Genomic DNA, 25437 nt, shown 5'->3' with positions numbered 1-25437 from the left:
GTGTTCCGATACGGGGGCGTTTGCTGTCTCCCGAACCCTCTATCGGTTCCCTCGGGCTTGAGCGCAACCCTCTCCCACTTTCTTCAAGAAAGTGAGAGAGGGACGGGTTGAAGGGCTAGGGATGTGAGAGAGCGTCAGAAGAGACCTGTCGGTTGGCCGTGAGCGTCCACGTCCATGCGCATGGCGGCCGGTTCCTTGGGGAGGCCGGGCATGGTCATCACCGCACCGGTCAGCGCAACAATGAATCCAGCACCGGTCTTGGGAATCAGATCGCGGACGTGCACCCGGAATCCCTTGGGCGCACCAAGCCTGGACGCATCATCGGTGAAGGAGTACTGGGTCTTGGCCATGCAGACAGGGAACTCTGACCAACCGTTCTTCTCTATTTCGGCGAGACGCTTGAGGGCCGGGACTGAGAACTCCACGCCGTCGGCCCCGTAGATCTCCTGCACAATAGTCCGGATCTTGTCCTCAACACTGAGCTCCAGCGGGTACAGGTGATGGAAGTCGGACGGCGCATCCAGCGCAGCTGCCACCTTGGCGGCGAGCTCATCACCGCCGTCGCCACCACCCCCGCGCCCCCAAACATCGGAAACCGCCGCCTGCACGCCTTCTGCAGCACACCAGGCAAGGAGCCACTGAAGTTCCTCAGGACTGTCCGTAGCAAATTTGTTGATGGACACAACAGGGGAGAGTCCGAACTTCGCCACGTTGCCCACGTGCCTTTTCAAGTTCTCCACACCGGCTGCCACGGCGTCGACATTTGGCTCGCCAAGATTCTCCTTGGCAACGCCGCCCTGCATCTTGAGCGCGCGGATGGTTGCCACCACCACGACGGCGGATGGCGCCACGTCGGCGATGCGCGCCTTGATGTCCATGTACTTCTCCGCACCAAGGTCCGCGCCGAAGCCGGCTTCGGTGACCACGACGTCGGCGAGTTGCATGGCGGTGCGGGTGGCGATCAACGAATTGCAGCCGTGGGCGATGTTCGCGAAGGGGCCGCCGTGGACCAAAGCGGGGGTCCCTGCGATGGTTTGGACGAGGTTGGGCTTGATGGCATCCTTCAAGAGCATGGTGAGAGCGCCCTCCACGCCGAGGTCCGACACCGTGGCTGGTGTTCGATCGTAGGTGTATCCGAAGGTGATGCGTCCCAGCCGGTCCCGAAGATCGTCAAGGTCTGAGGCGAGACAGAAGACCGCCATGATTTCCGAGGCCACGGTGATGTCGAAGCCGTCTTGCCTGGGCACTCCCTGCATGGGGCCGCCGAGCCCGATGATGACTTCGCGTAAGGCGCGGTCGTTCATATCCAGCACGCGTTTGAACGTCATGCGGCGTGGATCGATGCCGAGCTGGTTGCCTTGAAAAATGTGGTTGTCCACCAAGGCCATGAGGGCGTTATTTGCCGAGGTAATGGCATGGAAGTCGCCCGTGAAGTGCAGGTTGATGTCGTCCATGGGCAACACCTGGGAGTAGCCGCCGCCCGTGGCTCCACCTTTCATGCCGAGGATGGGACCCAAGGATGGCTCGCGAAGGGCGATCATCACGTTGTGTCCGGCGCGGGCCAGGGAGTCTGCGAGTCCCACAGTGGTGGTTGATTTGCCTTCGCCGGCCGGGGTGGGGGACATGGCAGATACGAGCACTACCTTGCCGGGTGCCTTGCCCTGAGGCAGCACCAGTTTGGCGGTATTGATCTTGGCTTTGTAAGGCCCGTAGAGCTCGAGGGCGTCCAGAGTGATACCGGCGCGCTCGGCGATTGCTTCGATGGGAAGCATGGTGGCGTGGTGGGCAATCTCAAGATCACTCAGGACCTTGTTTTCAGACATCGTTGTCCTTCGGCTCTGCCCGCAGCGGGGATGCTGCTGCTGGGGTTCTTAGGCTGTGCGCGACAATCTACCAGCCCGGGAGCGTCTGCGAGCTGAACTCAGCGCCGTGGGACCAACAGTCCACCAACAGCCTCACGGTAGCTTTCCAAGGTGATGGCGGCGGTGCGTTGCCATCCGAAGGACTCGGCATGGGTGGCCGCGAGCCGGCCCATGTCCTCTCGCGTTTGGACGTCGTCGTAAAGATCCTCCAGGGCGTCTGCCCAATCGGAGGGATCGTGTCCGTCCACCAGGATCCCTGTTCGCCCGTCCGAGATGGCGCGGGAAAGGCCACCAACGTTGGTGGCCACCACGGGGGTGCCGCACGCCTGTGCTTCCAAGGCCACCAAACCGAAGGACTCGCTGAACGAGGGCATCACCACCACATCTGCTGAACGGAACCAGCTGGCCAGCTCCGGTGCCACTACAGGCGGCCGGTGAGTGACGACGTCGGACAGTCCGGCGTCTTCAATGATGTGTTGGAGGTTGAAGTCCTTGGCCCCGCTGAGGGACCCCAGTACGGTCATTTCCAAATCTATGTCCGGCCGGCGTTTGCGGAGGATCCCGGCGGCCTTGACGAACACTTGAGGTCCTTTAAGCCGCTGGATCCTGCCGGCAAAAAGAATATGGAAACTGTCCGGCCTGACGCCCCGCAAGGAACGGGACTTCCGCCGGAATGAGGGCGTGAACACCTTCAGGTCCACTCCGGGCGGCGCGACATCGATCCGGTCCAGGTCCGCCCCGTAGTGCGACACCAATTCCCCGGCCTCGGCAGGAGTGTTGGCGACCAGCCTGGAGGCGCCGTCCACAATCCGCTGTTCGCCGTCTTCCCTGCGCCGCGGCTCAGGCCGTTCGCCAGACTCCAGAACCAGGTTTTTGACCTTGGCCATGGTGTGCATGGTGTGGATCAGGGGGACACCCCAGAGTTCTGACAATTCGAGCCCCGCCACGCCTGAAACCCAGTAGTGGGAATGGATGGCGTCATAGCGGCCGTGGAGCTGTTGCTGGCGGATCTTGTCGATCTCTTCGACCATGTGGTGCAGAAGTGCAGGGAGTTCTTCCTTGGGCAGTTTGCGGCGTGGCCCTGCCATGACGTTGTGAACGCAGACCCCGGGCCCCGGGTGCTCGACGGCGGGCTGGCTTGCTTTGGTGGACCGCGTGAAGATCTCCACCTCCACCCCGGACTCAGCAAGTGCCATGGCCAAGGCGCGGACGTAGACGTTCATTCCGCCGGCATCTCCCGCGCCGGGCTGCTCCATGGGGGAGGTGTGGAGCGACAGAAAGGCCACACGACGGATCAACGGCATCCGGGTCCTCCTCACGATCACAGCAAAATCAACGTTGCACTGCAGAAAACATTACTCCTGCCGTTGAATCCCAAGCCGGGCAAGCTCCGTTATGTGGTCAAGACTGCTAGCGTGGCCGCTGTGAGCCAAGAACAATCCTTTGACATCCGTCCGGCAAAGCCCGAGGACTGGCCCGGAATGTGGTCGATCCTGCAACCGGTGATCCGCGAGGGCGAGACCTTCACGTGGGACCGTGACACCAGCGAACAAGCAGCCAGGACCAAATGGATGAAGGAAGCCCCTGGCCAGACCTTCGTTGCGGTGCGCCATGACACTGGCGAGATCCTGGGAACGGGGGAGTTCCACGCCAACCAAGCCGGCGGTGGAGGCCACGTTGCCAACGCTGGATACATGGTGGGTGCCAACAACTCGGGTCAAGGCATTGCCCGGGCCCTCTGCGCCTACTCACTGAGCGAGGCGAAGGCGGCAGGTTTCCGTTCCATGCAGTACAACGCCGTGGTGGAGAGCAACGTGCGTGCCGTGTGGTTGTGGCAGTCCATGGGTTTCAAGATTCTGGCCACGGTTCCTGAGGCCTTCAACCATCCGGAGATCGGCTACGTGGGCCTGCACGTCATGTACCGAAAGCTTTAACCCCACAACCGGGTTAACTCAGGAAAAGCGGCCTCGTAACCCTCCAGCAATTGCCGGCCCAAGGGGAGCGAACCCACTAACGGGTGCGCGGCAAAGGCTTGCACGGCTGCCTCACGTTCCCCGTAAACCACAGCGCGGATTGTCAGCCGCTCCACTTCCTTGATGTGCTTCATGAGGGTCAGGAAATGCCCGTCCGGCCGGTCCTGCGCGAGCGGCAACGCGCCGTCGGGAGTTATCTCGCAAGGAACTTCGACGACGGCGTCCGCAGGCAGGCCGGGCACCGCAACCTCGGCGGACCCGGCAGGCAGCGCGGGCGAGTTGGGCACATTGAGGACCAATTGGGCCGTGCCGCCACCGGACAGCGCACGCATGACCGAAAGCGCCACACGTTCGTAGCCGCCACCTGCGAGATCGGTCTCGTCCCGCTGCTCCCCGTGGGTCCTCGCCTCAGCCAGATACCCTTCTTCGCGGGAGCGCCGGGCGGCATCCCAGAGCCCGTACGGATGTGGAGCCTGCAGAAGCGAGGGATACAGCGACTGTTGCTGGCTGTGGATGGTGGCCCCACGCGTTTGGTGTTGCTGCACAATGGCCTCGGTGGCCTGTGACGTCTTGTAGTAGTAATAGAGATACTCGTTGGGCAGGCAGCCAAGGTGAAGCAGGGTGTGCTGCCCGAACAAGCGGCCTTCCTCCATGGTCTCAAGAGCAGTGTGATCGGACAGCAGAGCCGGCAGGAGATCCCGCCCGTCAGGGGCCAAACGGTATAGCCAGCCGAGGTGGTTCAGCCCGTAGTAGCCCACGCCGTCGAGCACCCCTTCGGCAAGCGGCGCCCCGGCAGCGCGCGCAGCACGCTGCACCAGGCCCCCGGCGGAATCGCAGATGCCGATCACCCGGTTCCCCAAGACCGGCACCAAAGCCTCGGTCACCATGCCGGCCGGATTGGTGAAGTTGACGAGCCAGGCCTCGGGGCAATGCTCCCGCATGGCCTCAGCGAGTTCCAGCATCCGGGGGATGGAACGGAACGCGTAGGAGATGCCGCCTGCTCCGGTGGTCTCCTGGCCCAGCAAGCCCAAGCTCAAGGGAACGTGTTCATCAGCGATCCTCCCCGCGGTACCGCCCGGACGGATCGCCGCGAACACCATGTCCGTCCCGGTGAGTGCCTGCCCAAGATCTGTGGAAACCATGACGGCGGGCGCGGCGCCGGCGGGCATGTCGCGGAGCACCGCCTCAATGGCTGCGAGCCGTGATTCATCCACGTCAAAGAGAACAAGTTCATCCACCAAACCCGCGAAAGGACCCTCGCACAAAGCCCGGTACACGAGGGGAACCCGGAATCCGCCGCCACCGGCGATCATGAGCCGCATGCTCCGAGTCTATGCAGGCCCGCAAGTCTATGCAGCCCACAACGGGCGGCGTAGTCTGCCGTGCATGGACGCTATGCCCCAGCGACGATTCGACCCCTTGGCTGCCGTGCGGTCTGACGGGGACCACCACTGCGACCTCCTCCTGACCGGCACGGTTTTCCAGGACATCATCTTCACCGGACTTCCGCACGCACCCGAACCTGGCACGGAGGTGTGGAGCGATGGCATGGGCAGCTGCCCCGGAGGCGTGGCCAACCAAGCCATTGCTGCCGCACGGCTCGGCTTGCGAACCAACCTCGCGGCAACCTTCGGGGACGACGGCTACGGAGACTACAACTGGCAGATCCTGGAAAGCCAGGAACACGTTGACCTCTCACTCTCGCAGCGGGTTTCCGGCTGGCACTCACCAGTGACGGTATCCATGTGCGTGAACCAGGACCGGTCCATGGTCACGCACGGCCACCCCGCCCCGATCAGCTCCTCGGAACTGATCGGGAAACCACCCAAGGCGCTCGCCGCCGTCGCTGATTTAGGCGAGGAGATGGAACCGTGGATGCTTGCAGCGAAGGATGCAGGCACCAAACTCTTTGGCGTGGTGGGCTGGGACCCCACAGGGGAGTGGTCCGAGCGCCGGCTGGACCAACTGGCCAACTTCCATGCTTTCTTGCCCAATGCTCCCGAAGCGATGGCGTTCACCGGCAAGGCGGACCCGTGGGCGGCGTTGTATGCGCTGGCTGACCGCGTCCCAGTGGCAGTGGTGACTCTTGGCCCCCAAGGCGCGGTGGCAGTGGACTCGGAAACCGGGGAAGAAGAATGGGTGCCGTCCCTGCCCGTATCAGCTTCTGATCCCACAGGTGCCGGGGACTGTTTCGGGGCAGCCTTCATTGTGGGATGCCTGGCAGGGTGGAGGCTGGGGGACCGGCTCCGGTTCGCGAACCTCTGCGCCTCCTTGGCGGTCCAGGAAGTGGGCGGTTCGCTGGCCGCGCCGGGGTGGGGCGACATCGCCGATTGGTGGCAACGGGCAAACGCCCGGAAAGAGCGTCAGTCGAGTCAATGGTTGCGGCGCTTCGCCTTCCTGGAACCGATCGTGAAGGACATCCCGGCGGAAGCGCAGCGACGAGCCCGGGCCACCATCGCCCATTTGTCCGACGCTCAGTAGCCTTGACAGGCCCCGCAGTTAACCCGAGTTCACTGACAGCACTAGAATCTCTAGGGTGACTTACGAAGCAGCTGCAGATATCGGGATCGGGACGAAAGCCTCCATAGCAAAGTCAGCGGTGCTGGAGCGCTCCGCCGTGATCGACCTCGACGCCGTGCGGCACAACGTTCGTCAGTTCGTCGGCATCGCCTCCCCGGCCGCTGTCATGGCCGTGGTGAAAGCGGACGCTTACGGGCACGGTGCCGTGCAGGTGGCCCGGGCAGCCCTCGACGCCGGAGCGGCCTGGCTGGGCGTCGCCCACATATCCGAGGCACTCGCCTTACGCGCCGCCGGAGTCGATGCTCCCCTGCTTGCCTGGCTGCACACCCGCGAAAGTAACTTCCAAGCCGCAGTCGCCGCCGGCATCGACGTCGGCATCTCGGGCTGGGAGCTGGAAGCGGTAGTCGCCGCGGCACGGGAACAGGAACGGCCCGCGCGGGTGCATCTCAAAGTGGACACGGGACTGGGCCGGAACGGCTGCACTATCGCCGACTGGGACCAACTGTTGGGCCAAGCCATGGAATACCAGGACCAGGGCCTCCTCAGGGTAGTGGGTATCTTCTCGCACCTCGCCGTCGCCGACGAGCCGCACCGCCCCGAAACAGACGAGCAACTGGCCGTCTTCCGCGAAGCCATCGCCATGGCCGAGGACGCCGGCGTGGACACCGAGGTCCGGCACATAGCCAACACACCGGCAGCATTGTCCCGCCCGGACGCCCACTTCGACCTCGTCCGCGTGGGCCTCGGGATCTACGGACTCTCGCCCTTCGAAGGGGCTACCTCTGCCGAACTTGGCCTGCACCCCGCCATGACGGTCCGGACCCTCCTGTCCAACTGCAAGAAGGTACCCGAAGGCCAAGGCGTCTCCTACGGACTCAATTACCGGACCAGCGGGGAAAGCACGCTGGGCCTGGTGCCGCTGGGTTACGCAGACGGCGTCCCAAGGATCGCCACCGGCGGTCCCGTGCAGGTGAACGGCCACAACTACCCGGTAGTGGGCAGGATTGCCATGGACCAGATGGTCATTGATCTGGGCCCACTGTCTCCGGAAGAGGCGTCCCGCCTCAAAGGCTCCGAGGCTGTCATGTTCGGCAACGGTGCCGATGACGGCCCCACTGCCGATGATTGGGCGGCCGCAGCCGGAACCAACAACTACGAAATCGTGACGCGCATCAGCCCCCGGGTCCCGCGCAGCTACGTTAACGAGCTACCTGAGGCCCCTGCGGCTGTTGCCGGCCACGCTGAAGCGGCAACGCTGTGAGCGAAGCCCAGTGGGAGCGCACGCTCACGGTCACGACGGCGGAGCAGACCCATGCGCTCGCAGCAGCTGTGGGCGGGGTGCTTGAGGCCGGGGATCTCCTGGTCCTGACCGGCGAGCTGGGCGCGGGCAAGACGACGTTCACCCAAGGCCTTGGTGAGGGCCTGGGGGTGCGTGCGGGCATCATCTCGCCAACGTTTGTCCTGGTGCGGATCCACCCCAATCTCCCCGATGGCCCCAGGCCAGGGGGTCCGGACCTGGTCCATGTTGACGCCTACCGACTGGATTCGGCAGCGGAGATCGATGACATCGATCTGGAAAACACCATGGACACAGCGGTAACCGTGGTGGAGTGGGGCCGGGACCGGGTGGAGCACCTCTCGGACAGCCGTCTGGAGGTTGATCTGCACAGGTCTGTTGGTGGGGAAAGCCCTGCGAGCTCCCCGGACGGGGAGTTCTTGGACTTCGATACCGAGGACGACGACGAACCCCGCACCATCGTGTTCCGTGGGTTCGGCCCCCGCTGGGCCGAAGCACCGCAAGTCCTTGAAATTACGTCACAGCTGGAAGGTCGTTGATGCTGATCCTGGCCATTGATACGTCGGCGGTTGCCAGTGCGGCCCTGATTTCGGATGATGCCATGGAGGGCGTTGTTGATTCTTTCGCCACCGAGGACACCCGCAGCCACGCCGAAGTCCTCGCCCCCGGGATCGAGAAGCTCCTGGCTGGTGCGGGGGTCACCGGTGCTGACATCGACGCGATCGTCACAGGTGTGGGACCTGGCCCGTTCACCGGTCTCCGCTCCGGCATTGCGACGGCCCGCACCCTCGCTTTCGTGTGGAACAAGCCGTTGTATGGGCTCATGAGCCTGGACGCCATCGCTTTGGAAGTCGCGGAGTCAACGGCCGCCACCCGTGAATTCCTTGTGGCGACGGATGCCCGCCGCAAAGAGGTCTACTGGGCCCGTTACACGCTGGCTGAGGGCCAGCTTCCGGAGCTTGCAGACGGACCGCACGTGGGTTTCGCTTCCGAGCTTCCGGACTTGCCGGTCTTCGGGGCTGGTGCTGGTTTGTATGCTGACGTCCTGACAGCGGATGAGGACTTTGCCCGGACACAACCGGATGCGGCCTCGCTGGGCCAGTTCGCATTGGCCCGGCTTACGGCCGGGCAGTCGTTGCTTGACTCCACTCCGCTCTACCTTCGCGAATCTGATGCCCAGGTGCCCGGGCCACGGAAGCGTGCTCTTTGATGGGAAGGACACTGTGAAACTGTCACCCAAGCTGGAACTCGCCGGTGTTTCACTGCGCGACATGACTGAGGCCGATATCCCGGCAGTTGAGGTGTTGGAGCGCCGCTTGTTCCCCGTGGACGCCTGGCCCTTACAGATGTTCTTCGACGAGTTGGCCCAGCCCGAGACCCGGCGATACGTGGTGGCGGAGGTTGCCGGGGAGATCGTGGCTTACGCCGGATTGATGTGCATCGAACCGATCGCGGACGTCCAGACGATCGCCGTCGTGCCTGAATTCGAAGGCAAAGGAATTGGTTCCGCTGTCCTCACTGAGCTGATTGAGGAAGCCCGGCGCCGCCGTGCGGACGACGTCCTGCTTGAGGTCAGGGCGGACAACCCCCGCGCCCAGCAGCTGTACGTTCGGTTCGGCTTCGAACAGATCCACGTCCGCCCCCGCTATTACCGGGACGGCACCGATGCCCTGATCATGCGGCTTCCGTTGAACAAACCCCAGTCTTCCGAAGGAGCTTCCGCATGAGCGGCCCTGATCACAAGCAGCCGTTGGTGCTGGGCATCGAGTCCTCCTGCGACGAGACCGGCGTTGGAATCGTGCGGGGGACCACGCTGTTGACCAATACCGTGTCCTCGTCCATGGATGAGCACGTCCGGTTCGGCGGTGTCATCCCGGAGATCGCTTCACGCGCCCACTTGGACGCTTTTGTTCCGACGCTTCAGGAGTCCCTGCACGAGGCCGGCGTGACCTTGGACGACATTGATGCCATTGCCGTCACATCAGGTCCAGGTCTGGCCGGAGCCTTGATGGTGGGTGTCTGTGCTGCCAAGGCGTTGGCTCTGGCCACGGGCAAGCCGCTCTACGCCATCAACCACTTGGTGGCGCACGTGGGCGTGGGACTGCTTGACGGACGTCAAGGAACTGTCGGAAAGCACGACGCCGGTGCTGCCGCCGGCTTGGGTGCCGGAAAGCTGCCGGAGAACCTCGGGGCTCTGCTGGTATCGGGAGGGCACACTGAAATCCTGCGGATCAGGAGCATCACGGACGACGTTGAACTGCTTGGTTCAACCATCGATGACGCCGCCGGTGAAGCGTACGACAAAGTTGCCCGGATCCTTGGCCTCGGGTACCCGGGTGGGCCCGCCATCGACAAACTGGCGCGCCAGGGCAATCCCAAATCCATCCGGTTCCCGCGCGGACTTAGCCAGCCCAAGTACATGGGGACCGCCGAAGACAAGGGCCCGCACCGCTATGACTGGTCGTTCAGCGGCCTGAAGACAGCGGTGGCCCGGTGCGTGGAACAGTTCGAGGCCCGCGGCGAGGAAGTACCGGTGGCGGACATCGCAGCGGCTTTCCAGGAAGCCGTGGTTGATGTCATCAGTTCAAAGGCTGTCCTGGCCTGCAAGGAAAACGGCATCACCGATGTCCTGCTGGGTGGTGGTGTCGCAGCGAATTCGCGGCTCCGGGAGTTGACCGGGCAGCGCTGTACCTCGGCCGGAATCAAGCTCCATGTCCCGCCGCTGGACCTTTGCACGGATAACGGCGCCATGGTGGCAGCGCTGGGAGCCCAACTGATCATGGCAGGCGTCGCTCCCAGCGGAATGACGTTCGCGCCGGATTCCTCCATGCCCGTCACTACAGTGTCCGTGCCTGCAAAATATCCGGAATGACAAGCAACGCGGGGTCACTTATGGCCCCTTAGGAAGGGATTTAGGGGCCATAAGTGACCCCGCGTTGCTCTGAAGTCAGGCGTCCGGGCCTTTGCGCATCTGCTGAACGAGGTCCATGACCACTGCCTGCAGATCGCCGTTGTGTTCGGCGGCGACGCGGCGTTGCCGCTGGTAACTGGCGCCTCGTTCAACGATCTTGAGGACGTCCGCCAACTCTTCGGAACACCCCAGCTTGGCGGCCACAGGCTGCAACCGTGCAACCGTTTCCGCGAGGTGTTCGGTGACCAGCTGCTCGTTGCCCTCGGCGTCGAGGATGATGATGGCTTCCATGCCGTAGCGGGCGGCGCGCCACTTGTTCTCCTGCACATGCCATGGCGGCATGGTGGGGATGGTGCCGCCTGCGTCCAGGATGGTGGAGAACTCGTCCACCAAGCACTGGGTCAGCGCAGCGATGGCGCCTACTTCTTCAAGGGTGGCCAGACCGTCGCAGATCCGCATCTCGATGGTGCCCAGGTTGGACACGGGCCGGATATCCCAACGGATCTCAGACGTGGCATCGATGACACCGGTGGTGAACATGTCCTGGACGTAGGATTCGTAGGCTTCCCACGAATCAAACTGGAAGGGAAGTCCCGCGGTGGGCAATTGCTGGAACATGAGCGCACGCTGGGACGCGTAGCCGGTTTCCTCGCCTGCCCAGTAGGGGCTGGAGGCGGACAATGCCTGGAAGTGCGGGAAGTAGTTGACCAGACCGTCCAGGACGGGGAGGACCTTTTCCTTGCGGTCGATGCCCACGTGGACGTGAACGCCGTAGATGACCATCTGGCGTCCCCACCATTGGGTCCGCTCGATCAGCTTGGCGTAGCGCTCTTTGTCGGTGACGGGCTGGAGCAGGGGAGGGCTGAAGGGGTGGCTGCCTGCGCAGAACACCTCAACGCCCATGGGGTCGGTGACTTCGCGGACTGCTGCCAGCGAGCGGCTGAGATCGTCTTTTGCGTCTTTGACAGTCTCACAAATACCGGTGACGAGCTCCACGGTGTTGAGGAGCAACTCGCGCTTGATATGGGGGTGTTCGTCGTCCTCGTTGAGGTCTGGGTGGTTCGCAGCGACGCCCTTGAGGACATCGTTGGCCACTGATACCAATTCCCCGGTGCGTGCATTGACGAGCGCCAACTCCCATTCCACACCCAGTGTCGATTGCCTGGATGGCGCAAAATCAATCTGCACGTAGTCCCCTCATTGTGTTGTCTCAGCCGGACGCGGTTCCCCGCTGCGGGGCCGCCAGCGGTCGGATCAAGTCTAATGCAGCCAGAACGCCGGTGATATCGACGCTTTACGTGGGCAATGAGCCGTCATTTGCTAATAAGAATGATTCTCAATAGAATCAAGGCATGCACCTCTCAGTCGTCAGTTCCCTGGACAGCCAATGCCGTGAGGCAGCCACCAGCAGGCTGGGCCGAACGCACTCCAACCCGGTGGTGGTCCTTCATGACCTCTTGGACGGTTCGCTGGTCCTTCGCCGTGTTTACCGTGGTGGCCGTTTGCTCGAACGTGAAACAACAGTCCTGGAACATGGTTGCCTCAGCTGCACGGTTCGGTTGGATGTGGTCCCGACGGCGGAACGCCTCGCCGCGTGCGGTTTCGACCACGTTGTCCTTGGCCTTCCACCAGGAGTGGCCGCCGGGATGGCAGTTGCGGAGCTTCGCGGTGGCCTCAGTCGCCCGGCGGTGATCGACAACGCGGTGTTGGCACTGGACCCGGCAGATCTGGAGGACCATATTTGGGACCGGCACACGCTGTTCGAATCCGGATTCACCTCAATGCCGCAGGATGACCGCACCAGCGGCGAGTTTCTCATCGGTGAGTTCGGTCAGGTGGACACCGTCATGGTGCATCCGGGCCTCGGAGCCGTGTTGACCGGGGAGCACCGTGAAGGATCTGCACCGTGGGGGACCGGAATGGAGTTGCTGGGCGAGTTGGCGCCCCACGCAGCAAGGGTCGGGGAAGCCGACGAGTTCCGGCCAGGGTGCTTTGATGATGCCGAAGCGGCGGCACGCAACCGGCCCGGCGTCGTGCGTGTGCCTGTCAGCGAGACGCCAGGTTCTTTCCGGACGGTGCTCCACAAAGCGGGTCGGCCGTTACACCCGGGGCGTTTCCGTGATGCGCTGCCGCAACTGGCCCTGGGCACGCACTGGCTGCGTGGCCGCCTCTGGATCGCCTCGGCACCGAAAACGCGGATCGCCGTCCAAGGAATCGGGCCGCGGGTGTGGCTTGAAAGCACGGGAAAGTGGTTGGCTGACTCCGCTGAACCAGCGCCCGGCCATGCGCGCCCTGAAACTACGGGCGCCGATGTCGACTCCCTTCTTGACTGGCACCCAAGCCATGGCGACCGCGGAACTGTCCTGGCCATCACTGGGCGGTCCGAGGATATTGACCCGCAGGAAATCAGTGATCTGTTGGAAGGTTGCCAACTGACGGAAGCAGAGATGGAACAGGATTTCGGCGTCTGGGACGACCCCCTGGAACTTAGCGACGCCCTCTAAGGCAGCAACAACCAGACCAGCAACAACAATCAGGCCTAACACCCAACCACAAGGAGAAACACCATGAAGGTCAGGAATTCGCTGCGTGCGCTCAAGAAGATCCCCGGCGCCCAGATTGTGCGCCGGCGCGGACGCACGTTCGTCATTAACAAGAACAACCCGCGAATGAAGGCGCGGCAAGGCTGAGCACGGGCCGTTGTTTAATGGGTGAATGCCAATCCTGAACAAAGACATGTCCTTGTGCATTTCGCTCGCGGCCCGGCCCAGCAACATCGGTACCCGGTTCCACAACTACCTGTACGATCTGCTCGGCTTGAACTTTGTCTACAAGGCATTCGCCCCTGCTGACATCACCCTAGCGGTGGCGGGCATCCGCGGCCTCCCGATCCGGGGCGCCGCGGTGTCCATGCCGTACAAGGAAGCAGTCATCCCGCTGGTTGACGTGATGGACCCGTCGGCCAAGGCCATTGATTCGGTCAACACCATCGTCAACAACAATGGCGTCCTCACCGCCTACAACACCGACTACATCGCCATTGCCCGGCTCCTGAAGGACCACCAGGTTCCCAGCGGCCACACCGTGCTGCTCCGTGGTGCCGGCGGCATGGCCAAGGCTGTCGCCGCAGCGTTGCGGGATGCCGGGTTCACCGCTGTCACCATCGTGGCCCGCAACGAGGACGCCGGCCGTGCCCTCGCGGACCTGTACGGCTTCGCATGGCAGAACGACGTCAATGGTTCCACCGCGGACCTCATCATCAATGTCACTCCGCTGGGAATGGCAGGCGCGGATGAGACGGCCCAGTCCTTCGACGACGCCACGATTGCCGCCGCGCAGGTGGTGTTCGACGTCGTGGCCTTGCCGTCTGAGACGCCGCTCATCAGCGCTGCCCGGAAGGCTGACAAAAAGGTGATCACAGGCGCTGAGGTCATTGCCATCCAGGCGGAAGAGCAGTTTGTGCTTTACACGGGTGTGCGCCCAACAGCCGGGCAGGTCCGCGAAGCGTCGGAATTCTCGCGTCGCTGACGGCAGGAGCGCGTTAGGACATCACAGGTTCCACAACAACAGTCACTCTCTCTTCGCCAATCCGGGTGAGGACAAGGGTGGCTGTTTTGGCGTCCTTGCCCTTCGCGGGCTTGGCGGGGAGCAACTGCTTCCGCAACTCTTCCGGAGTGACCGCCGTACCGCGCTTCTTGATGTCCAGGACCGTGATGCCGTTCGTTTTCACCCAGGCTTTGAGCGCCTTGACGTTGTACGGCATGACGTCAAGGACCTTGTAGGCGCGGGCAAAGGGTGTGTCGTGTAATTCCGGAGCGCAGATGTAGGCAATGTGCTCGTCCACCAAGTGCCCGCCCAGCCGTTCGGCGACGTCGGCCACCAGCCCGGCGCGGATCACCGCACCGTCCGGTTCGTAGAGGAAACCCTCAACAGGCCCGACGGCGGCAACCGGGCCGGCGTCGAAATCCGCACTGCTGGTGATTTCAGCGGCGCCCTGGCTGCCGATCACCAGTGCCGCGCGACGCACGCCGGGGCGGGACACGGCGTTGAACCACAGGGTCACTTCGGTGACGTCACCGCCGACCGAAACCCACTGGGCTTCGCAGCCTGAGGGCACGGAATCATGGGGAATGCCCGGACCCATTTTGACGCCGATGGCTCGGCCGGTAGCCGCCAGGCGCTCCACGAAGGACAACGGGGGAGAGAAGGCTTCAGGGTCCCAGATCCGTGTGGTTCCGGAGGTGGACGTGGTCCGCCGGGCGGGATCCAGCCACACGCCGTCCATCCCCTCCAGATCCACGGAGGTTGCGTCGGCGTGCACCACGGTTGCGTGGGGGAAGGGCATGAGGTTGATGGTGGCGCAGGCGGCAGTGGTTTCGTCCATCTCTACGGCGGTCACCGAAATGTCCATGGATGCCATGGCCATGGAATCGGCACCCAGGCCGCAGCCGAGGTCTGCCACATGGGCGATGCCGGCCTTCGCGAAACGCTCGGCGTGCCGGGCAGCGACGTTCAAGCGCGTGGCCTGTTCCAAGCCGGCTTGGGTGAACAGCATCTGCCGGGCAAACTCACCGAACTTTGCCTCTGCGCGTGTGCGAAGCCGGGACTGCGTGAGGACCGCTGCTACAAGTTCGGGGGAGTGCCCCGCCTTCCGGAGGTCGGCGTTGACGCTGAATGAGTCGGCCTCCCGGTAGGGTCCCAAAGAGGCAAGAAGTTCCCATCCTTCAGTAGTCAGCAAGGGTGCGATCTGTTCCTGCGGTGCGTGAGACATGGGATCAAGCCTAACGGCGCGGCGCTTGACGGTGTGACTGGCGAATCAGCCGGATAGGGTTGATTTCATGGAAGACAACGCTGCCCCGCACACCTCCGCCCTGACAAAGTTCGCGCGCCCCGCCCTGATAGCGGGTGTTGTGATCGCGGTGGTCTGCATCGGCCTGCTGATCATCATCTTCGCCTTGGATTCCTTTAACGCAGCTACCTATTCGGTGGCCGGCAAGAGCGTCAATGACGCCACCGATGAAGCGCGGGACATCCGCGAACTTTACAGCGGCGCCCGGACCGGTGGAATCATCACGCTGGTGATCTCCGGCGTCGTGGCTGTTGCCTCTGCCGTGGTGCTCTACCTGAACCGCGGCAATGCTCCCCTGGACGAGGATGACGACGGCGAAGACTACGATCTGGACGACCTCACGGGCAGGTGAAGGGCGTTCACCCATGACGAAATGCTGGCACTCACCTTGACCGAGTGCTAACGCTTACATAGAGTCGTATTAGCACTCTCCCCTGGAGGGTGCTAACCACGCCAAGCGTCTTCCGGCACCGCGACGACGGTTGAACGCCCAGGCACCCTAGTTCTTAGTCCATGAATCAGCTCATGAAAAGGAGAGTCCGAGTGTCGGTCTCGATTAAGCCTCTTGAGGATCGTATTGTTGTTCGCCCGCTCGAAGCAGAGCAGACCACGGCTTCCGGCCTGGTCATTCCGGACTCCGCGCAGGAGAAGCCGCAGGAAGGCGAAGTTGTTGCAATCGGCCCCGGCCGCTTCGATGACAACGGCAACCGCGTACCGGTTGACGTAGCTGTTGGCGACGTCGTCATCTACTCCAAGTACGGTGGAACCGAAGTCAAGACCGGCGGCAACGAGTACCTCGTTCTGTCCGCCCGCGACGTCCTTGCGATCGTCGTAAAGTAACTTCCCGGAGCCCCGCACCGCCGTCGCGTTGGAATCTTTCCAGCCGTCAGCGGTGCGGGTTTTCTGTCTTGAAAGGACACAACCATGGCAAAGCAGCTTGCTTTTAACGATGCTGCCCGCCGGTCTCTTGAGGCCGGTATCGACAAGCTCGCCAACACTGTCAAGGTGACGCTTGGCCCGCGCGGCCGCAACGTCGTGCTGGACAAGAAGTGGGGCGCTCCCACGATCACCAACGACGGCGTGACCATCGCCCGCGAAGTTGAGCTTGATGACCCCTACGAAAACCTTGGCGCACAGCTGGCCAAGGAAGTAGCCACCAAGACCAACGACGTTGCCGGCGACGGCACCACCACGGCTACCGTGCTGGCACAGGCCCTGGTCAAGGAAGGCCTGCGCAACGTTGCTGCCGGCGCCGCTCCTGGCGAGATCAAGCGCGGCATCGAGGTTTCCGTTGAAGCCGTCGCAGCCCGCCTCCTGGAGAATGCCCGCGAAGTCGAAGGCACCCAGGTTGCCAGCGTCGCAGCCATCTCCGCGCAGAGCGACGAGGTTGGCGAACTGCTGGCCGAAGCGTTCGGCAAGGTTGGCAAGGATGGTGTCATCACCATCGAAGAATCCTCCACCACCCAGACCGAACTGGTCCTCACCGAGGGCATGCAGTTCGACAAGGGCTACCTTTCCCCGTACTTCGTCACCGACGCTGAGCGCCAGGAAGCCGTCCTCGAGGACGCCCTCATCCTGATCAACCAGGGCAAGATCTCCTCGCTGCAGGACTTCCTGCCGCTGCTGGAGAAGGCCCTGCAGGCCAACAAGCCGCTCTTCATCATTGCTGAAGACATTGAAGGCGAAGCCCTGTCCACGCTGATCGTCAACCGCATCCGCGGCACGCTCAACGTTGTTGCCGTCAAGGCTCCGGGCTTCGGCGACCGCCGCAAGGCCATGCTCCAGGACATCGCAACGCTCACGGGCGCCCAGGTTGTTTCCCCGGATCTTGGCCTGAGCCTGGACACTGTTGGCCTGGAGGTACTTGGTACCGCTCGCCGTATCACGGTGACCAAGGACAACACCACCATTGTTGACGGTGCCGGCACGGCTGAGGACGTTGCGGACCGCGTTGCACAGCTGCGCGCTGAGCTCACCCGGACGGACTCCGACTGGGATAAGGAAAAGCTGCAGGAACGCCTGGCCAAGCTGGCCGGCGGCATCGGCGTGATCAAGGTTGGCGCAGCCACCGAGGTTGAGCTGAAGGAAAAGAAGCACCGCATCGAGGACGCCGTTTCCTCCACGCGTGCAGCCCTCGAAGAAGGCATCGTTTCCGGTGGCGGTTCCGCTCTCATCCACGCGCTCAAGGCACTGGACGAGTCCCCGGCCGTCAAGGCGCTGGAAGGTGACGCAGCAGCTGCTGTGGGCATCGTCCGCCGCGCCCTGGTCCAGCCGTTGCGCTGGATCGCCCAGAACGCCGGTTTCGACGGCTTCGTAGTTGTTGCCAAGGTTTCCGAGCTGGAAGCCAACCACGGCTTCAACGCAAAGTCCGGCGAGTACGAGGACCTGATCGCCGCTGGCGTGATCGACCCCGTCAAGGTCACCCGCTCGGCTCTCCGCAACGCCGCTTCCATCGCTGCCCTGGTTCTCACCACCGAGACCCTGGTTGCCGAGAAGCCGGCTGAGGAAGAAGACGCACACGCAGGCCACCAGCACTAAGCTGACCGCCTGAAAAGAACCCCGGCCACGTTGCTTCGTGGCCGGGGTTCTTTGTTGTCTGAGGCCGCTTCCGGGCGGCTCTTGTGAGCGTACGACGGCGGCGGTAACCTGACGCTACTAGGACGGCTTGGGTGCGCCAACGGGCTGTTCCCGGTCGCAAGGTGAACCATGACAGTTCCGGACACAGACTTGGATTTGGGGCGCTCGGCGTACCACGAGCGCCGTTGGCGCGAGGCGCTTGAGTGCCTCTCCCGCGCCGACTCAGAGGGCGGGCTCCCTCCACAGGACATTGAATTGGCGGCGTCCGTGGCGATGCTGCTTGGCTTGAATAGTCAGAGCATCGAGTACCTGGCCAGGGCTCATGACGAATTTCTGACGGTGGGAGACACGGACAGCGCCGCGAGGTGTGCGGCCTGGCTGGTCATGTTCCTGATGGACATGGGGGAGGCAGCCCGCGGCAATGGGTGGTTGTCCCGCGCCAAGCACTTGCTGGAGGGGATGCCTGGCCCTGGTGCGGCCGAGGGGTACCTCCTGATCCCGGTCGCCCTGGGGTTGTTGCGCAGCGGAGCCACGGAGGCCGGACAGGGCCTGTTCGCAAAAGCATTGGAGCTGGGTACCTCCTTCCACGATAAAGACCTCCAAGCCTTGGGCCGGCTTGGCATCGGAACGTCGCGCGTTTCCCTTGGACGCGTGGAAGAGGGGTTGCAGCTCCTGGATGAAGTGATGGTTTCGGTCACCGCAGGGGAAGTCTCACCCATCCCGGCGGGCATCATCTACTGCGCCGTCCTGGGCAGTTGCCGTCTTTCCAACGACGTCCGCCGCGCCCACGAGTGGACTGCGGCATTGGAACGCTGGTGCGGGGACCGTCCGGACATGGTGATGTTCAGCGGACAATGCCAGGCCTACCGCGCCGAACTCCTGATACTCCATGGAGCGTGGGACGATGCACTGGCTGTTGCCCGGGCAGCCGAAGGAAGGGTGCGGAAGGGCGATCCGGATGCAACGTTCGGATCCTGGTACCAGCAGGGTGAAGCCCTCCGCCTGCAGGGGTTCGTGGAGGAAGCGGCCGAGGCCTACGCCACAGCCGCCGGAACCGGTTTTGAGCCCGTTCCCGGCATCGCGCTCCTTCAGCTCGTCCAACGTAAAACGGCCCGGGCCCAAGCCACCATACGGCGCGCGATGGCGGGCGCCGACTCAGCCAACCGTCGTCGCTTGCTGCCCACCGTCGTCGAGATTGAACTTGCCGCTGGAGACGTGGCTGCGGCCAGGCTTGCACTGGACGAGTTGTCTGGGCCTCTTCAAGACAATGGCCGGCCTCTGGAGCTGGCCCTGGCCGCCCACGCCGCAGCGCAGGTTCTGCTGGCTGAAGGCCAACCCCAGGATGCCCTTCGTGAGTCCAGGCGTGCGTGGAGGACCTGGTACAGCCTCGAGGCTCCCTATCAGGCCGCCCGGTGCAGGGTACTCGCCGGGCGTGCGTGTGCCTTGTTGGGCGACCCCGACTCTGCCGCCATGGAGTTCGAAGCTGCCAGGGCCGAGTTTTCCGATCTTGGGGCGACCCCGGCAGTAGCCGACGTCCTGGAACTCACGGGCGAGAAGGGCAAGGGCAGCTCCCCTTTGACAAGCCGGGAAGTGGAGGTGCTCCGCCTCGTGGCTGGAGGGCACGCGAACCGGACCATCGCCCGGGAGCTGTATCTCAGTGAAAAGACGGTGGCCAGGCACGTGAGCAACATCCTTTCCAAGCTGGCCGTGCAGTCCCGGGCGGCGGCCACCGGTTACGCCTTCGAACACGGACTGATGCGCTGACGCCCTGCCGCACCCTGCGCAGAAATACCCATGCCTCTCTGGGCACGCGTGGCTCATTTGGCCGATGCGTCGCCACGGTCCGGGCACCTAGCGTGGCTCCTATCAGATCACTGCGAACTCAGTGATTCACGGCAAGCGAGATAGGAGTCGATGATGTCCACAAATCGGAATCCAGAGATTGACACCGTCATTGTGGGAGGTGGCCAGGCCGGGCTCGCCCTCGGATACTGGTTGGCCAAACAAGGCAGGAAGTTCCTCATCCTGGATCAGCATCAAAGGCCGGGGGATGCTTGGCGTCAGCGCTGGGATTCCTTGCGGCTGTTCACGCCGGCCAAATATGACGGCCTTCCAGGATCGCCTTTCCCCGGCGACCCCTTGGCCTTTCCCACCAAAGATCAACTGGCCGACTACCTGGAGGACTATGTACGCAGCTTCGACCTTCCCTTCGTTTCCGGCGTCAGAGTGGAGGACATCAGCCGTGACGGTGAGGCCTTCCTGCTCAAGGCGGGGAACCGTGAGTGGAGCAGCAGGAATGTGGTGATTGCCACCGGCGGGCATCGCATCCCCAAGGTGCCGGCGTTTGCAGGGGAGCTGGAGAGCGGCATCGTGCAACTGCACTCACAAGATTACAAAAACCCCGATCAGCTGAAGGATGGCCCTGTGCTGGTGGTGGGGCTGGGAAATTCCGGGGCAGAGATCGCCCTTGAAGTTGCCCGCTTCCGTCCCACGCTTCTTGCGGGCAAGCCAAGCGCCGAGATGCCCATGCGGCACGGCCGGGCCGCTGCACGTTTCGCCTTGCCAGTGGTCCGGTTCCTGGGCCTTTACGTCCTCAACCTCAACACCCCCATGGGACGAAAAGCCGCCCCCAAGTTCGTATCCATGGCTGCGCCGCTGATCCGTACCAAAACCAAGGACCTGGCTGCCGCTGGCGTCCGCCTCAACCCCAGGCTGGCTGGTGTTCAGGATGGACTCCCGGTGCTGGAAGACGGGACACGGGTGGAGGCCGCAAACGTCATCTGGTGCACGGGCTATCACGAGGATTACTCGTGGGTGAACCTGCCGGCCTTTGACGCCCACGGTGAACCGGAACAGACCAGGGGAGTGGCCAACAGCGTCCCGGGCCTGTACTTCATTGGCCAGGAGTTCCTGTTTGCGGCGGCCTCGGCAACGCTTCCGGGGGTGTGCCGGGACGCCCGCTACCTTGCCGGGCGGGTCACGGCGCCGCGTTCCAGCGGACTCGTCAACGTGTGATAGCTCACGATGTGGAGGGCAACGCCAAACCCCACGATTGACGGGCTTGGGAGTATCAGCACAGGTCACGCTCAGGTTTGGGTGGCAGAATGTATGGCTGGACCTGTGCTGATGGGGCATCGAATGGCGGCCAGGAACACTCTCCCACATGGGTTGCGCGACTGAAAACGCGTACTATTGATGCTTTGTGCCACAGCTTTGAGGAACTGCCTACCGTGACGACGCCAACGATTCCAGCCCCTGCCCACCGCGGTAGGCGAGCTTCCGGACCCGTTGCGAAGTCTAAGTTCCGCCCCGAAATCCAAGGGCTTCGATCCTTGGCCGTCCTCATGGTGGTGAGCTACCACGTCTGGATCGGCAGGGTCTCCGGAGGCGTTGACGTCTTCCTCCTGATCTCAGCCTTCCTCATGACACTCCAGTTCACGGGACGGTACAAACAGGGCCGCCCCATGGACCTGGTGCGTCACTGGCTGCACCTCTTCAGGCGGCTGCTGCCCGCCGTCGTTGTGGTTCTCGTGGCAACACTCGCAGCAACCTTCATTTTCCTGCCGGCCACACGCTGGTTTGAGATCGTCCAGCAAACCTGGGCCTCGCTGTTCTACTTTGAAAACCGGTTGTTGCAGGACCTGGCGGTTGATTATTACGCCACTGACCACAGCATGGCCAGCCCGGTGCAGCACTTCTGGTCGCTGTCCATCCAAGGCCAGGTGTTCATTCTGTGGCCCGTCATCTTTGCCACTGCAGCGCTGGTGTGCCGCCGTTTTGCCCTCCGCTACCGCGCCACGCTGGTGTACGTGTTCGCGATCATCTTCCTGGTCTCGTTCGTTTACTCCATCATCTTCACTGCCAACAACCAGGCAGTGGCGTACTTCGATACCTTTGCCCGTTTGTGGGAGTTCGCCCTGGGCACCCTGGTGGCCTTGATCCTGCCCGCCCTGAACTTCTCCAAACCTGTCCGTATTGTGATGGGCTGGCTGGGGGTTGCCGCGATGCTGACTTGCGGCATTCTGCTGCAGGTACAGACGGCGTTCCCCGGATTCGTTGCCTTGTGGCCGACGCTGGCTGCGGTGGCAGTGATCGCTGCCGGGCAGACCGGGAGCCGTTTCGGTGTGGACCGGATCCTGAGTTCCAGATTCCTGGTCCGGCTTGGTGACAATTCCTACGCCCTCTACCTCTGGCACTGGCCCATTCTGGTGATTGCCCTGGCATGGAGCGGCAAGGACCACGCAGGCTGGCTCTCTGGTGCGGCCATCATTGCGCTGTCACTCATCCTTGCTTTCCTGACCACCAAATACGTGGAGAAGCCGTTCCGGGAATGGAAGTGGCCCGAGGTGAAGCGGCGCCGCTCGATCATCGCGATTGTGGCGTGCCTGGCCGTTGTTTCTGCACCGCTCATGGCTTTCCAGTACCGCTTGGACCTGGACCAGCAGGCGGCCGAGGCGCGGATGGTGTTCGATAACCCCGGCGCCAAGGCCCTGCTGCCCACCTATGTCAATGAAGCGGCTCCGAATGCGCTCACTCAACCCACCGCGGAAAGAATTGGCCGTGACTGGGCCAATCTGCCCGACGGGTGCTCCGGTGACACGAAACCTGAATCGCAGCTGCTGCAGGACAACTGCAAACAGAACGGCGTCGGATCCGATGCCACCAAAACAGTCCTGGTAGTAGGTAACTCCCATTCCCAACAGTGGCTTGGCGCCCTGGAAGTGCTGGCGGAGCAACACCATTGGCGCCTCTACTCCTTGCTGTACGGGGCGTGCCCGTTCATGACCGAAGACCCCGAGTCCGAGCCGGCCTGTAACGAGTTCAACAGTGAAGTGCGAAACCACATCCGGGAACACACTCCGGACGCCATTTTCATGGTGGGGACAGCGGCTGTCTCTTCCCTGCCTGATGAAAGACTGACGCATGGTTTTGAGGACCTCATTCCCGAGGTCACAGGGCTGGGCATCCAGGTGGTGGCAGTGCGGGACAACCCAAGGTTTACGTACAGCCTGACGGACTGCACCCTCTCCAAGGGTGTGGACAGCCCGGATTGTCGCCCGCTGAAGGCCGATGTCCTGGCTGAACCCAGCCCCTTTGAGGCGGTGGAGGGTAAATACCAAAACCTGTCCCTCTTGGATATGACAGACCTGATCTGCCTGGGAGTCTATTGCCCGCCGATCATCGGTAACACGTTCGTCTACCTGGATGACAACCACTTGACCAAAACCTACGTCAAGAGCATGGCAGGCATGCTGGATGAAAGGTGGTTTGCCGCGACAGGGTGGCAGCAATGATGGAGACACGCACCGCCGCAGCGGCCGCTTCTGAAGAAAAGCCCGCGACCCGGGCAAAACCCGGCTTCCGCCCTGAAGTCCAAGGCCTGCGTGCACTTGCTGTGCTCATGGTTGCTGCCTACCACATCTGGCTCGGCAAGGTCTCTGGCGGCGTGGACGTTTTCCTGCTGATCTCGGCCTTCCTGCTGACATTGTCCTTCACGCGAAAGCTCGAAAACGGCAAGCCACTTCGGCTTTTGCGGCACTGGCTCCACGTGTTCAAGCGTCTGTTGCCCGCTGTCGTCGTTGTCCTGCTGGCGATCCTCGCCGGGACCTGGGCGCTCATCCCGCAGAGCCGGTGGCCCGATGTCCTGACCGAAGCGTGGGCATCGCTGATGTACCGGCAAAACTGGCAGCTTGCCGCTTTCGCGGTGGACTACTACGCCCAGCAGCACGTGGACGCCAGCCCCCTCCAACACTTCTGGTCCCTGTCAGTACAAGGCCAGGTGTTCATTCTGTGGCCGTTGATCTTCGCCGGAGTCGCCCTGATCCAGCCGCTGTCGGCCAGGCTGTTTCCGCAGCGTAAAGCCATGGGTCACCGGCAACTACTGTTCATCGCCTTCGGTGCGGTGTTCCTGGCATCGCTCGTGTTTTCCATTGAGCAAACAGCCACAAACCAGGCCTACGCCTACTTTGATACCCGTGCCCGCCTGTGGGAGTTCGCCCTGGGATCCCTCCTCGCCTTGGCCATCCCGTACCTGAAACCCGGGCGCAGGCTCCGTGTTTTCCTGGGCTGGGCCGGCATTGCAGCAATGCTTGCCTGCGGACTGGTGCTCCCCGTTGACCGATCCTTCCCTGGGTTCGTGGCTCTTTGGCCTACCCTTGCTGCGGCTGCCGTGATCATCGCCGGGCACAGCGGAAGCCGCTTCGGCGCCGACCGTCTCCTGAGTTCGCGCCCGCTGGTCATGCTGGGAGATAACTCCTACGCCTTGTACTTGTGGCACTGGCCGGTCTTGGTGTTCTTCCTCCTGGCATCTGGCACCACTGCGCCCAGCCTTGTTCAAGGCCTGGGAATCATGGCGGTTTCCCTGCTGCTGGCTGTCGCCACCACGAGGTATGTGGAAGTGCCGCTGCGCAGCTGGAAGTGGCCGGACGTGCGGTCCTGGCGGGCCGCCGTCGTGATTGTCTCCTGCGGTGCGCTTCTGGCGTTACCAGTCACGGCGTGGCAAAGCGCCATCACGGCGGAAGCGGCAGCCATTGCGGATCAGCCCCACGAGCTGACGCCTGGCGCTGCTGCGCTGTCCCCGGAATACGCCGGCAAGCCCAGCGAAGAAGCCCTCATTATCCCGGCGCCGGCGGCCATGAAAGACGAGTGGGCCAACGTGGACGGGGCCTGCACCGGGGACAACGTGCCCACCGACCCGGTGCTGGAGGGATGCCTGCAGAACGAGGAACCCGAGGTGGTTACCAAGAGGATTGTTGTGTTGGGTGACTCCCACTCCCAGCAGTACATGGCTGCCCTCGGCCCGATTGCCAAGCAGCACGGCTGGGAAGTGGTGACCCTGCTCAAGGGTGGGTGCCGCTTCGGCGCTCAATCCGAGGAGCGGGCAGATTTCTGCAACGAGTTCAACAAGGCAAGTTCTGCTTACGTTCTGGAGCACAAGCCCGACGCCGTGTTCACCGTTGCGTCGCTGACGCACGTGGACGCACCCTTTGAAACTGAAGTGCCCGGGTACCTTGAAGGCATCAAACCTTTCACTGACCTGGGGATCGAAGTGGTGGGTGTCCGGGACAACCCGCGTTTCAGTTTCAACATGCCGGAATGCGTCCAGAAGAAGGGCAAAGATTCTCCGGACTGCAATGTGCCGCTTGAAGAATCCCTGGCGGAGTCCTCACCACTGGACGATTACATCGGAAAGGTGGAGGGGCTTTACCTGATGGACATGAGCGACTTCATCTGCGAGCAGGGGACGTGTCCGGCCGTGGTGGGGAATGTCTATGTCTATAAGGACGACAACCACCTGTCCAAGACCTATGTGCAGACCATGATCCCGATGTTTGAAGAGCGGCTGCTGGCCGCCACCGGATGGTCCGCCAACTAGTTTCCTGGCGTGCTGTTACTCACACTCAGGCCTCCCGGAATATGGCGATCGCCGCGAAGGTTCTAGTATTTAT

The 25437-nt window shown here is 62.9% G+C and carries 22 protein-coding genes; 17 read left to right on the top strand and 5 right to left on the bottom strand.

What is annotated here, in order from left to right:
* Nucleotides 1–134: 134 nt before the first annotated feature.
* Together AR689_RS20360 and mshA are read right to left on the bottom strand one after the other, a co-directional pair.
* Nucleotides 135–1823: a formate--tetrahydrofolate ligase gene (locus AR689_RS20360; RefSeq protein WP_062073109.1), complete on the bottom strand. Its 1689-nt coding sequence runs from the start codon at nucleotides 1821–1823 to the stop codon at nucleotides 135–137.
* 98 nt (nucleotides 1824–1921) lie between these two features.
* Entirely contained in the window at nucleotides 1922–3166 is a 1245-nt protein-coding gene (mshA, locus tag AR689_RS20355) for a D-inositol-3-phosphate glycosyltransferase (protein WP_062073107.1), read from the bottom strand.
* A gap of 120 nt (nucleotides 3167–3286) precedes the next feature.
* Here mshA and AR689_RS20350 point away from each other — a divergent pair, with 120 nt between their 5' ends.
* Nucleotides 3287–3796 carry a GNAT family N-acetyltransferase gene (locus AR689_RS20350; protein ID WP_502686023.1) on the top strand — a complete coding sequence of 170 codons (510 nt, stop codon included), beginning with the start codon at nucleotides 3287–3289 and terminating at the stop codon, nucleotides 3794–3796.
* Here AR689_RS20350 and AR689_RS20345 read toward each other — a convergent pair.
* Entirely contained in the window at nucleotides 3793–5157 is a 1365-nt protein-coding gene (locus AR689_RS20345) for a 6-phospho-beta-glucosidase (RefSeq protein WP_062073105.1), read from the bottom strand. The genes AR689_RS20350 and AR689_RS20345 overlap by 4 nt on opposite strands.
* On the opposite strand from AR689_RS20345, the gene AR689_RS20340 reads away from it, so the two are divergent.
* Genes AR689_RS20340 through tsaD form a run of 6 tightly spaced genes read left to right on the top strand, consistent with a single transcriptional unit; the run spans nucleotide 5147 to nucleotide 10524 of the window.
* Nucleotides 5147–6316 (top strand): carbohydrate kinase family protein, encoded by a 1170-nt coding sequence (locus AR689_RS20340; RefSeq protein WP_502686022.1) that lies wholly within the window; start codon nucleotides 5147–5149, stop codon nucleotides 6314–6316. The genes AR689_RS20345 and AR689_RS20340 overlap by 11 nt on opposite strands.
* A gap of 55 nt (nucleotides 6317–6371) precedes the next feature.
* Nucleotides 6372–7616 carry an alanine racemase gene (gene alr / locus AR689_RS20335; protein WP_062073100.1) on the top strand — a complete coding sequence of 415 codons (1245 nt, stop codon included), beginning with the start codon at nucleotides 6372–6374 and terminating at the stop codon, nucleotides 7614–7616.
* A complete protein-coding gene (gene tsaE, locus AR689_RS20330; RefSeq protein ID WP_062073098.1) occupies nucleotides 7613–8191 on the top strand; it encodes a tRNA (adenosine(37)-N6)-threonylcarbamoyltransferase complex ATPase subunit type 1 TsaE in 579 nt (192 codons plus the stop codon). The genes alr and tsaE overlap by 4 nt, the downstream gene beginning before the upstream one ends.
* Nucleotides 8191–8862 (top strand): tRNA (adenosine(37)-N6)-threonylcarbamoyltransferase complex dimerization subunit type 1 TsaB, encoded by a 672-nt coding sequence (gene tsaB, locus AR689_RS20325; RefSeq protein WP_062073097.1) that lies wholly within the window; start codon nucleotides 8191–8193, stop codon nucleotides 8860–8862. Before tsaE ends, tsaB begins: the two co-directional genes overlap by 1 nt.
* A gap of 13 nt (nucleotides 8863–8875) precedes the next feature.
* Entirely contained in the window at nucleotides 8876–9379 is a 504-nt protein-coding gene (gene rimI / locus AR689_RS20320) for a ribosomal protein S18-alanine N-acetyltransferase (protein ID WP_062073911.1), read from the top strand.
* On the top strand, nucleotides 9376–10524 hold the full coding sequence (tsaD, locus tag AR689_RS20315) for a tRNA (adenosine(37)-N6)-threonylcarbamoyltransferase complex transferase subunit TsaD (protein WP_062073095.1): 1149 nt from the start codon (nucleotides 9376–9378) through the stop codon (nucleotides 10522–10524). Before rimI ends, tsaD begins: the two co-directional genes overlap by 4 nt.
* Nucleotides 10525–10599: 75 nt before the next feature.
* Here the strand turns inward: tsaD and AR689_RS20310 are convergent, their stop codons facing one another.
* On the bottom strand, nucleotides 10600–11751 hold the full coding sequence (locus AR689_RS20310; RefSeq protein WP_062073093.1) for a glutamate--cysteine ligase: 1152 nt from the start codon (nucleotides 11749–11751) through the stop codon (nucleotides 10600–10602).
* Nucleotides 11752–11915: 164 nt separating this feature from the next.
* Between AR689_RS20310 and AR689_RS20305 the strand changes: the two genes are divergently transcribed.
* From AR689_RS20305 to AR689_RS20295, 3 genes are all read left to right on the top strand, one after another.
* On the top strand, nucleotides 11916–13067 hold the full coding sequence (locus tag AR689_RS20305) for a GTP-binding protein (RefSeq protein ID WP_062073091.1): 1152 nt from the start codon (nucleotides 11916–11918) through the stop codon (nucleotides 13065–13067).
* 63 nt (nucleotides 13068–13130) lie between these two features.
* On the top strand, nucleotides 13131–13253 hold the full coding sequence (gene ykgO, locus AR689_RS20300) for a type B 50S ribosomal protein L36 (protein ID WP_011775528.1): 123 nt from the start codon (nucleotides 13131–13133) through the stop codon (nucleotides 13251–13253).
* A gap of 25 nt (nucleotides 13254–13278) precedes the next feature.
* Nucleotides 13279–14091 (top strand): shikimate 5-dehydrogenase, encoded by an 813-nt coding sequence (locus AR689_RS20295; RefSeq protein ID WP_082698094.1) that lies wholly within the window; start codon nucleotides 13279–13281, stop codon nucleotides 14089–14091.
* Between the two features lie 13 nt (nucleotides 14092–14104).
* On the opposite strand, the gene AR689_RS20290 is transcribed toward AR689_RS20295, so the two are convergent.
* Entirely contained in the window at nucleotides 14105–15334 is a 1230-nt protein-coding gene (locus tag AR689_RS20290) for a class I SAM-dependent methyltransferase (RefSeq protein WP_062073089.1), read from the bottom strand.
* Nucleotides 15335–15401: 67 nt separating this feature from the next.
* Between AR689_RS20290 and AR689_RS20285 the strand changes: the two genes are divergently transcribed.
* From AR689_RS20285 to AR689_RS20255, 7 genes are all read left to right on the top strand, one after another.
* The gene (locus AR689_RS20285) at nucleotides 15402–15764 is read left to right on the top strand and encodes a hypothetical protein (RefSeq protein ID WP_062073087.1); all 363 of its coding nucleotides are present in this window, start codon (nucleotides 15402–15404) and stop codon (nucleotides 15762–15764) included.
* 191 nt (nucleotides 15765–15955) lie between these two features.
* Complete coding sequence (gene groES / locus AR689_RS20280; protein ID WP_011775524.1) at nucleotides 15956–16252, top strand: co-chaperone GroES; 297 nt, start codon at nucleotides 15956–15958, stop codon at nucleotides 16250–16252.
* Between the two features lie 84 nt (nucleotides 16253–16336).
* Nucleotides 16337–17950, top strand: coding sequence for a chaperonin GroEL (gene groL / locus AR689_RS20275; RefSeq protein ID WP_062073085.1), 1614 nt, complete (start codon nucleotides 16337–16339; stop codon nucleotides 17948–17950).
* 168 nt (nucleotides 17951–18118) lie between these two features.
* Entirely contained in the window at nucleotides 18119–19753 is a 1635-nt protein-coding gene (locus AR689_RS20270) for a helix-turn-helix transcriptional regulator (protein WP_062073083.1), read from the top strand.
* A 153-nt stretch (nucleotides 19754–19906) separates the two neighbouring features.
* Complete coding sequence (locus AR689_RS20265; RefSeq protein ID WP_062073080.1) at nucleotides 19907–21004, top strand: flavin-containing monooxygenase; 1098 nt, start codon at nucleotides 19907–19909, stop codon at nucleotides 21002–21004.
* Nucleotides 21005–21219: 215 nt separating this feature from the next.
* The gene (locus AR689_RS20260; protein WP_062073078.1) at nucleotides 21220–23283 is read left to right on the top strand and encodes an acyltransferase family protein; all 2064 of its coding nucleotides are present in this window, start codon (nucleotides 21220–21222) and stop codon (nucleotides 23281–23283) included.
* Nucleotides 23280–25364, top strand: coding sequence for an acyltransferase family protein (locus tag AR689_RS20255; protein ID WP_062073075.1), 2085 nt, complete (start codon nucleotides 23280–23282; stop codon nucleotides 25362–25364). Before AR689_RS20260 ends, AR689_RS20255 begins: the two co-directional genes overlap by 4 nt.
* The last annotated feature ends 73 nt before the right edge of the window (nucleotides 25365–25437 follow it).

It is taken from the genome of Arthrobacter sp. EpRS71 (genome assembly GCF_001512285.1).
Classification (GTDB): Bacteria; Actinomycetota; Actinomycetes; order Actinomycetales; family Micrococcaceae; genus Arthrobacter.
The sequence above is the reverse complement of the archived record's forward strand: the minus strand, read 5'-3'. Positions and strand labels throughout refer to the sequence as shown.

Bases quoted from the DNA above. Each gene is read 5' to 3' on its own strand.
- AR689_RS20305 (WP_062073091.1), top strand. From the start codon at position 11,916: ATGCACCTCTCAGTCGTCAGTTCCCTGGACAGCCAATGCCGTGAGGCA.
- AR689_RS20360 (WP_062073109.1), bottom strand. From the start codon at position 1,823: ATGTCTGAAAACAAGGTCCTGAGTGATCTTGAGATTGCCCACCACGCC.
- tsaB (WP_062073097.1), top strand. From the start codon at position 8,191: ATGCTGATCCTGGCCATTGATACGTCGGCGGTTGCCAGTGCGGCCCTG.
- AR689_RS20345 (WP_062073105.1), bottom strand. From the start codon at position 5,157: ATGCGGCTCATGATCGCCGGTGGCGGCGGATTCCGGGTTCCCCTCGTG.
- ykgO (WP_011775528.1), top strand. From the start codon at position 13,131: ATGAAGGTCAGGAATTCGCTGCGTGCGCTCAAGAAGATCCCCGGCGCC.
- mshA (WP_062073107.1), bottom strand. From the start codon at position 3,166: ATGCCGTTGATCCGTCGTGTGGCCTTTCTGTCGCTCCACACCTCCCCC.
- AR689_RS20255 (WP_062073075.1), top strand. From the start codon at position 23,280: ATGATGGAGACACGCACCGCCGCAGCGGCCGCTTCTGAAGAAAAGCCC.
- AR689_RS20295 (WP_082698094.1), top strand. From the start codon at position 13,279: ATGCCAATCCTGAACAAAGACATGTCCTTGTGCATTTCGCTCGCGGCC.
- groL (WP_062073085.1), top strand. From the start codon at position 16,337: ATGGCAAAGCAGCTTGCTTTTAACGATGCTGCCCGCCGGTCTCTTGAG.
- AR689_RS20340 (WP_502686022.1), top strand. From the start codon at position 5,147: ATGAGCCGCATGCTCCGAGTCTATGCAGGCCCGCAAGTCTATGCAGCC.
- AR689_RS20265 (WP_062073080.1), top strand. From the start codon at position 19,907: ATGTCCACAAATCGGAATCCAGAGATTGACACCGTCATTGTGGGAGGT.
- AR689_RS20270 (WP_062073083.1), top strand. From the start codon at position 18,119: ATGACAGTTCCGGACACAGACTTGGATTTGGGGCGCTCGGCGTACCAC.
- AR689_RS20285 (WP_062073087.1), top strand. From the start codon at position 15,402: ATGGAAGACAACGCTGCCCCGCACACCTCCGCCCTGACAAAGTTCGCG.
- tsaD (WP_062073095.1), top strand. From the start codon at position 9,376: ATGAGCGGCCCTGATCACAAGCAGCCGTTGGTGCTGGGCATCGAGTCC.
- AR689_RS20290 (WP_062073089.1), bottom strand. From the start codon at position 15,334: ATGTCTCACGCACCGCAGGAACAGATCGCACCCTTGCTGACTACTGAA.